At 71.2% G+C, this 14,306-nt stretch carries 14 protein-coding genes; 6 read left to right on the top strand and 8 right to left on the bottom strand.

Translation table 11 applies throughout. The features are described from left to right. The 3 genes from QM591_RS15525 to QM591_RS15515 form a co-directional block, all read left to right on the top strand. Positions 1 to 667: winged helix-turn-helix domain-containing protein (locus QM591_RS15525; RefSeq protein ID WP_415133688.1), on the top strand; the 667-nt coding region annotated here is incomplete at its 5' end. A 50-nt stretch (positions 668 to 717) separates the two neighbouring features. Continuing rightward, on the top strand, positions 718 to 1,671 hold the full coding sequence (locus QM591_RS15520) for a DNA-3-methyladenine glycosylase family protein (RefSeq protein WP_415133686.1): 954 nt from the start codon (positions 718 to 720) through the stop codon (positions 1,669 to 1,671). Between the two features lie 41 nt (positions 1,672 to 1,712). Next, entirely contained in the window at positions 1,713 to 1,949 is a 237-nt protein-coding gene (locus QM591_RS15515; RefSeq protein ID WP_415133684.1) for a hypothetical protein, read from the top strand. Positions 1,950 to 1,969: 20 nt separating this feature from the next. Here the strand turns inward: QM591_RS15515 and QM591_RS15510 are convergent, their stop codons facing one another. Next, on the bottom strand, positions 1,970 to 2,170 hold the full coding sequence (locus QM591_RS15510; protein ID WP_415133682.1) for a hypothetical protein: 201 nt from the start codon (positions 2,168 to 2,170) through the stop codon (positions 1,970 to 1,972). Between the two features lie 144 nt (positions 2,171 to 2,314). Then, on the bottom strand, positions 2,315 to 3,145 hold the full coding sequence (locus QM591_RS15505) for an aldo/keto reductase (protein ID WP_415133680.1): 831 nt from the start codon (positions 3,143 to 3,145) through the stop codon (positions 2,315 to 2,317). Positions 3,146 to 3,461: 316 nt separating this feature from the next. Between QM591_RS15505 and QM591_RS15500 the strand changes: the two genes are divergently transcribed. After that, on the top strand, positions 3,462 to 4,631 hold the full coding sequence (locus tag QM591_RS15500; RefSeq protein WP_415133678.1) for an RtcB family protein: 1,170 nt from the start codon (positions 3,462 to 3,464) through the stop codon (positions 4,629 to 4,631). Between the two features lie 92 nt (positions 4,632 to 4,723). After that, the gene (locus tag QM591_RS15495; protein WP_415133676.1) at positions 4,724 to 5,941 is read left to right on the top strand and encodes an MFS transporter; all 1,218 of its coding nucleotides are present in this window, start codon (positions 4,724 to 4,726) and stop codon (positions 5,939 to 5,941) included. Between the two features lie 9 nt (positions 5,942 to 5,950). On the opposite strand, the gene QM591_RS15490 is transcribed toward QM591_RS15495, so the two are convergent. Genes QM591_RS15490 through QM591_RS15465 form a run of 6 tightly spaced genes read right to left on the bottom strand, consistent with a single transcriptional unit; the run spans position 5,951 to position 13,159 of the window. After that, a complete protein-coding gene (locus QM591_RS15490; RefSeq protein WP_415133674.1) occupies positions 5,951 to 6,772 on the bottom strand; it encodes a Cof-type HAD-IIB family hydrolase in 822 nt (273 codons plus the stop codon). After that, entirely contained in the window at positions 6,748 to 7,539 is a 792-nt protein-coding gene (locus QM591_RS15485) for an ABC transporter ATP-binding protein (RefSeq protein WP_415133672.1), read from the bottom strand. Before QM591_RS15485 ends, QM591_RS15490 begins: the two co-directional genes overlap by 25 nt. Positions 7,540 to 7,559: 20 nt before the next feature. Continuing rightward, positions 7,560 to 8,555 (bottom strand): ABC transporter substrate-binding protein, encoded by a 996-nt coding sequence (locus tag QM591_RS15480; RefSeq protein ID WP_415133670.1) that lies wholly within the window; start codon positions 8,553 to 8,555, stop codon positions 7,560 to 7,562. Between the two features lie 43 nt (positions 8,556 to 8,598). Further along, entirely contained in the window at positions 8,599 to 9,660 is a 1,062-nt protein-coding gene (locus tag QM591_RS15475; protein WP_415133668.1) for a FecCD family ABC transporter permease, read from the bottom strand. Next, a complete protein-coding gene (locus QM591_RS15470; protein WP_415133664.1) occupies positions 9,657 to 11,429 on the bottom strand; it encodes an ABC transporter ATP-binding protein in 1,773 nt (590 codons plus the stop codon). The genes QM591_RS15475 and QM591_RS15470 overlap by 4 nt, the downstream gene beginning before the upstream one ends. Then, on the bottom strand, positions 11,426 to 13,159 hold the full coding sequence (locus QM591_RS15465; RefSeq protein ID WP_415133662.1) for an ABC transporter ATP-binding protein/permease: 1,734 nt from the start codon (positions 13,157 to 13,159) through the stop codon (positions 11,426 to 11,428). The genes QM591_RS15470 and QM591_RS15465 overlap by 4 nt, the downstream gene beginning before the upstream one ends. A gap of 79 nt (positions 13,160 to 13,238) precedes the next feature. Here QM591_RS15465 and QM591_RS15460 point away from each other — a divergent pair, with 79 nt between their 5' ends. Continuing rightward, positions 13,239 to 14,228 carry an ABC transporter substrate-binding protein gene (locus QM591_RS15460; protein ID WP_415133660.1) on the top strand — a complete coding sequence of 330 codons (990 nt, stop codon included), beginning with the start codon at positions 13,239 to 13,241 and terminating at the stop codon, positions 14,226 to 14,228. The last annotated feature ends 78 nt before the right edge of the window (positions 14,229 to 14,306 follow it).

The following is a 14,306-nucleotide window of genomic DNA, read 5'->3' as shown; positions in this document are numbered from 1 at the left end:
GGCCGCCGCTCCCACCCCGGCGCCGCGTCCGGACGCCGCACCCGCGCCGCGCCCCCAGACCACCACCGCACCGCGCGGATTCGCTCTCTACGTCGGCATCGACGAGGCCAAGGCCGCCGCCGACGGGGTCAGCCTCTCGACGCTCGTCGAGGCGCTCCGGCGCACGCTCGGCGAGCTCGCCCCCCACGCCGAGACCTATGCGACCGTCGCCCTGGCCCCCGTCGGGGCCGGAGGACGCGACGTCGACGTGGTCCGCCTCGCCCTCCACGAGCCCAGCGCCGTCGCCCGCACCAAGGACGACGAGCCGGCCGAGGACGACGTCGCCGGCGGCGGTGTGACGATCGACATCTCACGGCGCCGCGTCCACATCGACGGTGCCCCCGCGGCGCTCACCTTCAAGGAGTTCGAACTGCTCCAGTACCTGGTGCTGCGCGAAGGACGCACGATCGAGCGCACCGAGCTGGTCGGTTCGCTGTGGAGCCACACCGAGGCGGGCGATGCGCCGGGTGAGCGCACGATCGACGTCCACGTGCGCCGCCTGCGCTCCAAGCTCGGCCGCTACGAGGACATCGTGCGGACCGTCCGCGGTATCGGCTACCGCTTCGACCGTCATGCCGATGTCGCGATCCGCTACGGACACGGCACCCCCTCGCCCGACCGCTTCTGAGAAGAGACCCCAGCGGCACCGTGTCGGTGGGGGTCGCTTAGAGTGACGGCATGGTGATGCCGGCGCTCTCGGAGGCCTCCGCGGCGCGCGATTCCTCTCCGCAGGAGACCGAGTACCGGCCGGCCGAGCCGATCGATGTGACCCGGGCCGTCGCGTTCCAGCAGCGGGGCGCACACGATCCGGCACAGATATCCGCCGCGGGTGTGATCTGGCGCGTGTCGCGCACTCCGCAGGGTGTCGCGACGCTCGCGATGCGGGTGCAACGCCAGAGGGTGCAAGCTGCCGCGTGGGGTCCGGGTGCAGGGTGGGTGCTCGATCAGCTTCCCGGCCTGTGCGGCGGGCGGGATGACCCCGACGGGTTCGATCCGTCCGCTCATCCGCTGGTGGCGGCCGCCCATCACCGGTTTCCGGCGCTTCGCCTCGGCCGCACCGACCTCGTCTTCGACGCCCTGGCCAGCGCCGTGTTCGAGCAGAAGGTGACGGGGCTACAGGCCTTCGGCGCATGGCGATGGATCCTCACCCGCTTCGGCGAGCGCGCTCCGGGCCCGACCCCCCGAGCCATGTTCGCGCCGCCCGCGGATTGGCAGCGCATCCCGAGCTGGAGTTGGCATCGCGCGGGAGTCGAACCGCCGCAGTCGCGGACGGTGACGGCCGCGGCACGCCGTCGCTCCTCGCTCGAACGGGCAGTGACCGCGATGACGGGCGATGCCGACGCCATCGACCGCCTCCTCACGAGCCTCCCCGGGGTAGGGGCGTGGACGAGCGCCGAGGCGCGTATCCGCGCGTTCGGAGATCCCGATGCGGTGAGCGTCGGTGACTACCATCTGGCGCATGAGGTCGGGTTCGCCCTCACCGGTCATCGAGTCGACGACGACGAGATGGTGGAGCTCCTCGCCCCCTGGGCGGGGCACCGCCAGCGCGTCATCCGCCTCCTGGGGCTGAGCGGGGTGCACGAGCCGCGACGCGGTGCCCGACTCCATCCCGAGGATCATCGGTCGCGCTGAGAACGCCGCTGCGGGAAGAACGGCCTGATTAGGCTGAGGGGATGAGGCAGGACCACGAGACACGAGGGCGCGGTTGGCCGCGCGGACGCATCGGCTGGCTCGTGGGCACGGTCGTGCTCCTGGGGCTCGGCGTGCTGGTGGGACTCATCCTGCAGAGCGTCTGGCTCGGGATCACGCTCGCCGTCGTCATCTCGATCGGCTGGCTGATGGCGTACGAATCCTGGCGAGGTCGCACGCCCGGCCTCGACGACCCCTGGGACGACGGCGCGCAGCTCTGACCGTCGTCCCAGTACCCGGGTCAGGCCGGGGCGTCCTCGTCCTCTTCGGGGTTGAAGTTCGACGGTTCGTCGGTGTGCCCGGCAGCCACCCCGTCCGGGTCGGGCGGGATCGTGCCGTCTTGACCCAGTCCGCCCGGCTTGGGCGTGGGGTCGCTGGCCTCGGTGTCGTCGTGGTCGTGGTCGTGGTCGTGGTCGTGGTCGTGGTGTGCAGCGTCGGACATCGCGCTTCGGCCTCCTCCGTCATGGCGCGCGGCGCATTCGGCCGCGTCACCGGGGACGCTACCGGGCGGGCGCTGCGTCGTCGCGGGGCTTGACGCTCACCCCCGCCACGCGGTACCGCGCGGCGGGCGTCACCGCTTCCGCCCTCACATCTCCTCGTGCGTGTCGGGGTCGCCGTCCCAGAGCCTTCCGCGCTCGAGTCCGCTGATGGCGGCGATCTCTTCGTTGGAGAGGAGGAAGCCGAAGACGTCGGCGTTCTCGATCTGACGGGCGGCGTCGGCCGACTTGGGGATCGGCGTGCTGCTCAGGAGCGTGTGCCACCGCAGCACCACCTGGGTCGGGGTCACCCCGTGCGCTTCGGCGATGTCGACGATCACGCGTTCGGTCAGCAGCTCGCTCCGACGCGCCAGCGGACTCCAGCTCTCGGTGCGGATGCCATGAGCGGCATGGAAGGCGCGCAGGTGCTGCTGGGGGAAATAGGGGTGCAGCTCCACCTGGTTGACCGCCGGCGCCACCCCCGTCTCGTCGATGAGGCGCGTGAGCATCGCCTCGGTGAAGTTCGAGACGCCGACCGAGCCCACCTCTCCCTCGTCACGAAGGGCCAGCATCGCCCGATACGTCTCGACGTACTTGTCCTGGCTCGGATTGGGCCAGTGGATGAGGTACAGGTCGATGCGGGAGAGCCCGAGCCGCTCCAGCGAGCCCCGGGCGCTGCGCACCGTCTCGTCGAAGCCGTGGTCGCGGCCGGGCACCTTGGTCGTGACGAGGAGCTCGTCGCGGATGCCGGAGCGGCGGACGGCCTCGCCGACCTCGGTCTCGTTCTCGTAGTTGACGGCCGAGTCGAGGAGGCGGTAGCCGTTCGAGATGGCGGCGACCATCGCTTCCACTCCCTCTTCGCCGCGGAGGTTGTACGTGCCGAGGCCGAGCTCGGGAAAGTCCGTGCCGTCGTTGAGCGTCACCGTGGGAATCGTCAGCATCCGTCCACGGTACGCCCCCTCCCCGCCGGCCGGTGCCCCGAAGGCGACGCTTGACCGCCCGCCGACCTCATCGCTATCGTGGCAAGGCTGTGCCGCCGGCACGGATCACGGAGGATCGACATGCACACGCACCTGCGCGCGCTCCCGCAGCGGAATCTGGGATGCCCCCAGTTCCGCGACGAGTCGTACCCTCCGGCGCGCGCCGTCTGACACCGTTACCGTCACGACGCCCCGCACCGCACAGGTCCGGGGCGTTTTTTCGTGCGTTCCTCTCCGCACGTGAGCTCCCCGGACACCTCCACAAAGGAAAGGAACCATGGAGAAGCTCTCGAACAGGCTGCTGTCGTGGGCGAGCATTCTCGACGAGAAGACCGTCGAGCAGGCCCGCACCTCGTCAGGCATGCCGTTCATCTACCCGCACCTGGCGCTCATGCCCGATGCGCACCTCGGCAAGGGAGCGACCGTCGGGTCGGTCATTCCGACCCTCGGCGCCATCATGCCGGCCGCCGTCGGTGTCGACATCGGCTGCGGCATGATCGCCGTCCGCACGCAGTTCACGAAGGCGCAGCTGCTCGGCCGCGATCTGACGGCACTGCGGGAGCAGATCGAGCGCGCCATCCCGCTGTCGGCGGGCCGCGACAACCGGAAGATCGTCGCGACCGCCGAGCCGCGCATCGCCGAGCTGGAGGAGCTCGCGCAGAAGAACGAGTTCGACCCGTCGGTCTACGCCGGGCACTGGCGCCACCAGCTCGGGTCGCTCGGATCGGGGAACCACTTCATCGAGGTGTCGGTCGACGAGACCGATGCCGTGTGGATGTTCCTCCACTCCGGCTCACGGGGCGTCGGCAACAAGATCGCCACCCACCACATCGGGGTCGCTCAGCAGCTCGCGAAGAGGTGGTGGATCGATCTCCCCGACCCCGACCTGGCCTACCTCGTCGAAGGCACCGAGGAGTTCCGCCGCTACATCCGCGAGCTCCGCTGGGCACAGCACTTCGCGCTCCTCAACCGTGAGGAGATGATGGACCGGGTCTCGCGACAGCTGTCCGAGACCATGGGTGCCGACGTCGAGGAGCTCGAGCGGATCAACTGCCACCACAACTTCACCGAGAGCGAGATGCACTTCGGGAAGCGTGTGTGGGTGTCGCGGAAGGGCGCGATCCAGGCCGACAGCGGACGCCCGGGGCTGATTCCGGGGTCGATGGGGACGGCGTCCTACGTCGTGTCGGGCCTCGGCAACCCGCTGTCGCTGAACTCCTCGCCGCACGGCGCGGGGCGGGAGTACTCACGCTCAGCGGCGCGGCGCACCTTCACGCACGACCAGCTGCGGGAGGCGATGACGGGGATCGAGTTCCGTGACACCGACGCGTTCATCGACGAGATCCCGCAGGCCTACAAGCCGATCGACCGGGTGATGGCCGACGCGGCCGATCTGGTCGAGGTGCGGCACACGCTCCGGCAGCTCGTCAACGTGAAGGGAGACTGACGAGAGGGGCACCGGTGACACGGGGGGTGAGTGATCACTTCGCACGATGTCGATCGTTGCGCGTGATCACTTCGACTCCTAGCGTGGCAACGGTGTCCCTCCGCACCCCGCCCCGTGCCTCGTCCGCCGCACATCGCGCCCGCGCCGCCGTCGCGGCGCTGTTCTTCACCAACGGCGCCCTGTTCGCGAACATCCTTCCTCGATACCCAGAGATCAAGGAGACCCTGGGCCTGGACAACGCCGCGTACGGGTTCACAGTGATCGCCTTCCCCGCCGGAGCGATCGCGTCGGGCTTGGCCGCGGGGTGGATCATCCGTTGGTCCGGGTCTGCCCGCGCCGCGGTGCTCGGAACGGTCGTGACCGCCGCGGGAGTGCTGGCGGCGGGGCTCTCCCCGACCCTCGTGCTCTTCGTCGTCGCCCTGTTCCTCGCGGGCGCCGCCGACGCGATCACCGACGTGGCCCAGAACGCACACGGCCTGCGGGTACAGCGGGAGATGGGGCGCTCGATCCTCAACTCCTTCCACGCCGTGTGGTCGATCGGGGCGGTGACGGGCGGCGCGATGGCCGCCGCCGCGATCGCTCTGCACGTGCCCCTGGGGATCCACCTCGCCGTCTCCGGAGCGATCTTCGTGACGCTCGCCCTCGTCGCGCTCCGGTTCACCCTGCCCGGTCCCGACCCCGAGAACGTCGCGGTGGCACCGCTCGATCCCGACGCCACGCCCGCGCGACGCGGCCCCCGCGCCCGGACCTGGATGGTGCTCGTGGCTCTCGTACTGATCGCGACGGCGGGCACCACCGTCGAGGATGTGGGGTTCTCCTGGGCGGCGCTCTATCTCCGCGGCGATCTGGACGCGGCCCCGGCACTGGCGGCCGCGGGCCTCATCGCGCTCGTCGGCGCGCAGTTCATCGGCCGCCTCATCGGCGATCCGCTCGTGGACCGGTTCGGACAACGGGCGGTGGCCGTCATCGGGGGTCTCGTGCTCGCCCTCGGCATGGGCGCGGCGCTCCTGTTCCCGAGCGTTCCCGGCACGATCGCGGGGTTCGCCGCCGCCGGGCTCGGCGTTGCCACCCTCGTCCCCGCCGCGATGGCCGGCGCCGATGCGCTGCCGGGTCTTCGCCACGGCACGGGCCTTGCGGTCGTGTCCTGGTTGATGCGGCTCGGGTTCCTGCTGTCACCACCGCTCGTGGGACTCGTCTCCGACGGCATCGGGTTGCGCGGAGCTCTCGTGATCATGCCGATCATGGGAGTGGTGGTGGTGCTCCTGAGCGGCGTGCTCCCCACCCGTCTCGGCGGACGCCCCGTGAGTTGAGGAACAGGATCAGGGCATCGCGGGTGCGGCCAGCAGCCCCTCGATCACGGTGATCACACCGTCCTCCGCGTTCGACGGAGCACGAAAGCGCGCGACGGCGGCCACGTCGGGATGCGCGTCGGCCATCGCGTACGAGTGGTCGGCGGCTCGCACCAGTTCGAGATCGTTGAGGTAGTCGCCGAAGGCGACCGTCTGGGCGGGTGTCACCCCGAGCGCACGCTGGAGCCCGCGCAGCGCCACGCCCTTGTCCACCCCCGTGTTCATGACGTCGACCCAGTGGGCGCCGGACACGACGACCTGGTGATCGGGGCGCAGGTCGGCGAGCGCCCGCGCGGTGTGGGCCTCGCCGTCGACGAAGTCGTAGACGGCGAGTTTGAGAACGCGGTCCGCAACGGCGGCGATGTCGTCGACGACCTCGAGCGCGCGATAGTACTTTCGCGTCTCGGCGAGAAAGACCGGGTCGCGGTCGTCGACGTAGGCGGATCGCTGCCCGCACACGACGATCCCGAGGCGGGTGCCCGCGGCGTCGAGCGCGCGCAGCCGACCGATCGTCCGGGCGACGAACGCCGGGTCGAGCGCGTCGATGCTCACTTCCTGCTCTCCGCGCACGACGTGCGCGCCGTTCTCGGCGATGTAGTCCAGCTCGCCCTCGGTGCCGGCGAACATCGCCTGCAGGGTGGCGAGCTGGCGTCCGCTGGCGGGGGCGAAGGCGATGCCCCGTTCGCGGAGCCTTCCGAGGATCGACCACAGACGATCGGGGATCGTCCCGTCGGGACGCAGGAGCGTGCCGTCCATGTCGACGGCGATCAGGCGGATGTCGGGGGCGGGCACCCCTCCATCCTTCCAGCCGCGGCGCTGTCAACGGCAGCGTGCACGGGGGCGAAGACCAGCTGAGGCACCTCCCCCTCGACACGGGTGGCGTGGATCCCGTAGACGCGACGGATCACCGTCGGGTCGAGGACGTCGCCGACCGCGCCTTGGGCCACGACCCGTCCCTGATCCAGCAGCACGAGCCGATCGCAGTAGCGAGCGGCGAGGTTGAGGTCGTGCAGGACGACGAGGATCGTCGCGCGGAGCGAAGCCACCAGCGCGAGCAATTCGTGCTGAAAGCGGACATCGAGGTGATTGGTGGGTTCGTCCAACAACACGTGCGCGGAGTCCTGCGCGAGGGCGCGCGCGATGAGCACGCGCTGGCGTTCGCCGCCAGACAGGTCGGTGATCCGCCGCTGGGACAACGACGCGGTCCCGGTGCGGTCGAGGGCCGCCTGGATGGCACGGTCGTCCGCGGCGTGCCGTGACGGCCATCCCACACGGTGCACGTGGCGGCCCAGGGCGACCTCCTCGGCGACCGTGAGCGGCAGGACGGCTGGCTCCTCCTGCAGCACGGCCGCCACCCGTCGCGCCCGGTCACGGGCGCTGATGCGAGCTGTGTCGTGGCCGTCGATGAGCACACGCCCCGTCGACGCGGACAGACCGCCGAGCGCGGTACGCAGCGCGGTCGTCTTCCCGCTCCCGTTGGGCCCGATCAGCCCCACCGTCTGCCCATCGGGCACCTCGAACGTGACATCCCGAAGGGGGGTCACCGTGCCGACGCGCACGGTGACCCCTTCGAACCGGATCAGTGCTCCGCCTCATCGATGCGGGCGTCGATGAGCGCCGCGACGCCGTCGACGGCATCGGCAGTCGGGGCGAAAAGCTCCGTCGGGATGCCCAGCACATGCCCGTCCTTCACCGCACGAAGCTGAGCGATGCCCGGTTCGGCGAGGAGCCGGCTGCTGGCCTCGGTATACGTCTCCCCCTCCGCCCCGTAGGAGAGGATCACCCAGTCGGGGTCGGCGCCGATGACGGCTTCGACCGTCGGGTCGATGTACATGCCGGGCTCCTCGGCGAAGACGTTGTCGAACCCGGCCCGGTCGAGGATGGCGTTGGAGACGTTCCCCTTGCCGTGGCTGCCGAGGCTTCCCCCGAAGTGGTAGAGGATCACGGCACTCTCCCGACCAGCCGGGGCGCGCTCGGCCAGCTCCTCGAGGCGCGAGGTGAGTGCCGACACCGCGGCCTGCGCAGTGGCTTCCGTGCGGAAGACCTTCCCGAGCCGGAGGATGTCGTCGAACACGACGTCCAGGTCATCTCCCCCGGCTTCGTCGCCCTCGGCAGAGTGACCGCAGTCCCCGAGGTTCTGCAGCAGCGACATCCCGACATCGGCGAGGGCGGCATCGGTGGTGTTGTAGAGGCCGTAGCCCACGATGAGGTCGGCATCGGTGCCCGTCAGCGCTTCCAGCGTGGGGTCGGAGGGGTCGAGGATCGGCACGTCGGCGTAGCGGGCGTCCACCTCCGGCGTGCCGAGAGAGGCCCCGAACTCGCCCGATCGGGCGACGATGGCCGCTCCCGCGCCGGCGCTGTCGAGGTTGCGGACCGCCGTGGTGCCGATCGTCACGACACTCGTCGGCGCCGCATCGAAGGTCGCGTCGCCGTCGCAAGTGGCGACGCTCACCGACTCGTCCGCGGCCCCGGCGGAGGGAGCGGGCGACGGCGCGACAGACGTGGCGGCGCAGCCCGAGAGCAAGAGGGCGCCGGCGGCGGCCGCCGCCGCTCGACGCAGGGGGATGAATGACATGAGGGTCCTTTCGGGTGTGGGTGGAGCGCTGTTCGGTCAGGGGTCAGCGGGCGAGCGAGCGCCGGACGAGGAGGATCAGCAGCGGCGTGCCCAGCAGGGCGGTGAGGATGCCGAGAGGTACCTCGCGCGGAGCGGCGACGGTTCGGGCGACGGCGTCGGCGGCGACCGTGACGACAGCGCCGAGGAGCGCGGCGGTAGGGAGCACGACGACGTGTCGGGCACCGACGAGGCGGCGGGCCAGGTGAGGCACGACGAGGCCGATGAAGCCGATCATCCCCGATACGGCCACCGCGGCGGCAACGGCCACCGCAGCGATGACCAGCACGATTCCCCGGAACCGCGTGGGGTCGGTGCCGAGCGAGCGCGCGGTGTCGTCTCCGATTGCGATCGTGTCGAGACCGCGCGCGCACGACCACAGGGCGACTGCACACAGCGCGGTGACACTGGTGAGCAGCGGAACCTGCGACCAGTCGGCGCGGGCGAGCGACCCCAGCATCCAGAACATGACGGCTCGGACGCCGTCGCGCGAATCGGAGAGGAAGACGAGGAGGTTCGTGACCGCCGTGAGCGCGAAACCGACGGCGATTCCCGCGAACACGACCCGTGCGCTGACCAAGCGGCCTCCCACCCGGGCCAGGGCGAACACGAGGGCGATGGCGACCACCGCCCCCACGAAGGCACTCCCGGTGAGGGCGAAACCGCCCCACGCGCCTCCGATGCCGAAAAGGATGCTGGCCGCCGCGCCCGTGGTGGCGCCGGGGGACACCCCGATGAGGTAGGGGTCGGCCAGCGGGTTGCGAACGATCGCCTGGATGGCGACGCCGGCGATGCTGAGGGCGATGCCCACGCAGACGCCGACGATGACGCGGGGAAGGCGGATCAGCCAGACGACGGCGTCTTCGGTGGGCATCTCCGACGACGTGCCCGCCAGACGGTGTGCGATCACCTCCACGACACTCTCTACGGGGACGGCGACGGCTCCCACCGCGACGGCGACCACCGACACGGCGATGGTCAGCCCCGCGAGGACGAGGATCCACAGGATCGGCCGGCGGCGCAGGGCAGCGTCGGTCGCGACGCCGCCGTCCGCGGAGACGACCGTCACCGGAGCGCTCGCAGCTGCGGAGCGACCAGATCGCGATACGCCGGAACGGTGGAGAACAGGGCCTCGTGGGTGCCATCGCCGACCAGCCGCCCCTCGTCGAGAACGAGGATCCGGTCGGCGCGGAGAATCGTCGACAGACGATGCGCGATCACGATCACCGTCCGGCCGCTCCCCCGCGAGATCGCCGCACTCACGTCGCGCTCGCTCTCCACGTCGAGCTGGCTGACGGTCTCGTCGAGAACGAGGACGCGCGAACCGGTGAGGAGAGTGCGCGCCAGCGCGATGCGCTGACGCTCGCCACCCGACAGCGACCGTCCGCCTGCACCCAGCATGCTGTCCAGTCCCTCGGGAAGCCCCCGCACCGTCTCCGCCGCAAGAGTCGTCTCCAGCGCCGCCCAGCATTCCTCGTCGGTGACGGGGCGAGCGGTGGCCAGCCGCAGATTGTCCCGCACGGTCTCGGCGAAGAGGTGCACGTCCTGCGGAACCAGACAGACCGCGTCAGCGAGACCGTCGACGCCGAGCGACCGCGCGTCCGTCGCGTCGAAGACGATACGACCGCTCGCCGGGTCCATGAACCGGGCGAGCAGTTGAGCGAAGGTCGACTTGCCGGCGCCCGAGCGGCCGACGACCGCCACCCGCTCGCCCGCGTCGATCGTGACCGTCACCCCACACACCGCGTCACGCGGGGCGGCAGGCCAACGCCACTGCACGACCTCGGCGCGGGCCGCCAGTGCCCCGCTCCCCGCCACGAGTGCGTCACCCGTGCGATCGACGGGGTCGGGAGCATCGAGCAACGCTTCGATGCGTGCGGCCGCCTCGCGCGTCGTCCCGTAGTGCCGGGTGACCCCCACCCACTGCAGGATCGCGGAGGGAGTGAGAGCTGCGACCGTGATGAGCACCGGGAGAAGGCTACGATCCAGCGACCCGACGACGACCGCCTGGGAGCCCAGCAGTGCCGCGACGACGATGGCGAGGATCGGGGAGGCCCCCGCGATCGCATTCTCCGCCCCCGCACGCCGCACCGTGCGCAGCTGCGCGGCCGTGAAGGCGCGATCGAGCTCCGCCGCGCGCGCCATCCGCTGGCTCTCCAGACCGAAACCGACGATCTCACGCACGGCGCGCGCGTCTTCCGCGATGTCCGCGGTGAGCTCGGCACGAGCCGCGCGCAGCCGAGCACCGTCGGCGCGGGCCCGGCGACGCAGCAGCAGTGTCGCCGATACGACCAGCAGGAGCACCGGCAGGAGCGAGACGGCGGTGACCGGCGAGATCGTCGCCACGGCGGCGAGGAGAACGGGGGTGGTCACCCACGCCGACAGGATGTAGAGCGAGGAATGCGCGGCGAAGACCTCGAGCGCCTCGGAGTCGGCGAGCGTGGCCGTGGCGAGGTCTCCGACACGGCGGCCCGCGATGCCGCCCGGCGCGACGCGTGCGATGGCCCGGAACACCCATGCACGCACGCGTGCCATCGCACGGAAGGCCACGTCGTGACTCAGCCATGCCTCCAGCCAGCTGCAGACTCCGCGCGCCGCGACGGCCACCCCGACACCCACCGCGAGGGCGGCGAGGTCACGGCCATCGGCGCGGCCGAGCACCGCGAGTGAGACGGCGAACGCCGACAGTGCCGCAGCCGTCGCCGCCGACAGGACGGCGAGGACGTTCATCGCGACCGACAGTGCGTACGCGATGCGCGATCCGCGCATGAGGACCGGAAGACTCCGCAGACTCGCCAGAGCCGTGCCGGGAGGAGGGGCGGGCACATCGATGGTCATCGGACGCCCTCCCGCTGCAGGTCGAGCATGCGCGCCCAGGAGCCGCCCGAGCGGGCCAGTCGGTCCGGCGGACCGGCTTCGACGATGCGCCCGTCGTCGAGCACGACGACGAGATCGGCGTCGGCGACGGTCGACAACCGATGCGCGATGACGATCGTCGTCCGAGCCCCTCTTCCCGCGCGCAGCGCGTCGGAGATGAGGGACTCGTTCTCCGCGTCCAGCGCGCTCGTCGCCTCGTCGAGGACGAGGACGCGAGCATCGGCGAGCAGGGCCCGCGCCAGGGCGGCGCGCTGGCGCTGACCTCCCGACAGGGCGGAGCCTCCCTCGCCGACACGGGCGTCCCATGCATCGGGGAGACGGTCGACGAACTCGTCGACGCGGGCGATCCGGACCGCGTCGAGGAAGGCGTCGTCGCTGGCGGTCGGGGCGGCGGCCCGGATGTTCTCCCGGAGGGTACCGTCGAGGAGCACGACGTCCTGCGCGACGCGGACGACGCAGCTCCTGACGAGGGCAAGCGGAAGAGAGCGCAGATCGCGCCCGCCCACGAAGACGCGTCCGCGATCGGGGTCCGCGTCTCGGAGGAGCAGCGAGGCCAGCGTCGTCTTCCCGGCCCCGGAACGCCCGACGATCGCGACGGTCGCGCCGCCAGGGATCTCCAGGTCGATGTCGGCGAGCGCGTCGCGGTCCGCGCCCGGATGGCGATACCCGACGCCGCGCATCACGATGGCCGGCGCGGCGGGCAACGGCGCACCATCGGGTCGCTCCGCCTCGCGCACGCGGGGGCTCTGTTCCAGGATCCGGCGGATCCCGGCCGAGGCCGCGACGGCGTGGAACCCCTCGTGCCAGTACGACTGCAGCTCCTGAAGCGGGCGGAAGCACTCGGCGGCCAGGAAGAGGATCATCAGGGCGGTCGCCGGCGAGATCATCCCGTCCGCGGTCTGTGCAGCAGCCAGCAGGCTCGCCCCCGCCGTGCCGACGCTCATGGCAGCGGCGGTGACGACCGCGATCCCGAGTGACGCACGCAGGCTGGCGTTGGTCGCCGCGCGCAGGCTGTCGGCGTCGCGGGCGAGGATCTGTGCCCGTCGGCCGGCGGCACCGAGCGAGGCGAGCGTCACGATGCCGCGCAGACTGTCAGCGACCCGTGCCGCGTAGGCCTCGTAGGCGTCCCAATGCCGGTAAGCGCGCTCACCGAGGATCCGTGCCCACAACCGCTGCGACAGGGGGATCGTGATCAGACACGCCGCAATCACCACGGCGACCGCGGGCGCCTGCACGCCGATCACCCCGACGAGGAGGGCTGGTACGAGGAACGCGACCACCAGCTGCGGAAGGTAGAGGCCGAGGTATGCCTGCAGATGCTCCGTGCCGTCTACGACGGTCGTCGCCACGGCATCCTCGCCCCGACTCCAGCGCGCCCCGGGACCGACGTGGAAGAGCTGCCTGACGAGACGCTCTCGAAGGCGGCGCTTGGCCGCCACCCCCGTGGCGGCGGCGACGAGGTCGCGCACCCACAGCAGGGCCGCGCGAGCGACCACGGCGCCGACCATCACGAGCGCGGCGCGAGAGACGTCGGGAGCGCCGCCTTCTGTCAGCAGCAGCCCGACCAGCGCCGACACGGCGACGGCGACGGCGACGGATGCGGCCGAGGCGGCCAGTCCCACGAGCGTGGTCGCGACGATCCATCCGGCGACGGGTCGAGCGAAGGCCAGAAGCGACCGGGACACGAACATGGGGCTCCCTCGGTTGGTCTCAGCTTATTGAGAACGATTATCGTTTAAGCACACATCCTGACACACCCGAAAGCGACTCATGACTCCCACCCGCCGACTCGCCGGTCTCGGCATCGCCACCGCCGCACTTCTCGCCCTGGCCGCCTGTAGCTCCGCTCCGACGCCTCCGACCGACCCCGGGAACCCGCTCACCGCCGCCGGGCCCGTGACGGCGAGCGATCTCACCGGCCGCAGCATCTCGCTCGACGCACCCGCAGAGCGTGTCGTCTGCCTCGACGGCACCTGCATCGACGCACTCGCAGAGCTCGACCTCGTCCCCGTCGCCAGCACGCAGATGGAGCAGGTGCACCATCCCCTCTTCTTCGGACCGGACGTGGAGGTGACCGCTCTCGGCGGAAGCTTCTTCGAGCCCGACCTGGAAGGCATCCTGGCCGCCGAGCCCGACCTCGTGATCGGCTCCGAGTCCGTGCACGGGGCGATCGCCGCCTCCCTGGGCGACGTCGCCTTCTACGGCAACGCCCTCACGTCGGTAGACGAGGCCCCCGAGAACCTGCGCCGCATCGCGGTGCTCACCGGGCGCGAGGACGCCGCCGAGGCTGCGATCGAGCGCTACGAGAAGACGCTGGCCGACTACCGGCCGGGTACGCGCGCCACCTCGGTCCTCTCGATGTACGGCGGCGCGACGGCCGACATCGGCATCGACGCCGGAGACTCCACGATCGGCGAGCTCCTCGGCCGGTACACGTCCTACCCCTGGCCCAAGGCGAGCGAGTCCGAGAGCGGCTTCCTCGAGATCGGTCTCGACACGATCCTCGACGGCGACCCCGCCCACATCTGGATTCTGGACTTCGGATTCGACCCGTCCGCCGAGCCGCTCGTCGACCAGCTCGCGAAGGAACGGCTCTGGACCGCGCTCACGGCCGTCTCGACCGGAAACGTGCACCTCGCCGATGCGAGTTGGTGGGGACGGACGGGAGGCACGCGGGGGCAGCAGGCCATCCTCGACACCGTTTTGCCGGCGGTGTACCCGGAGGAGTTCCCCGCCCCGTTGTCGGCGCTCGCCGGGTGAACCCGATCTCGCCGTGGTCCGGCGCCGCCCGCCGGACCACGGTGGCGCTGGCGGCGATCCTCATGATCGCCGCCAGCG

The sequence above is a fragment of the Microbacterium sp. genome, assembly GCF_047607225.1.
Lineage (GTDB): Bacteria > Actinomycetota > Actinomycetes > Actinomycetales > Microbacteriaceae > Microbacterium.
This window is presented reverse-complemented; position numbering and strand designations above follow the sequence as displayed.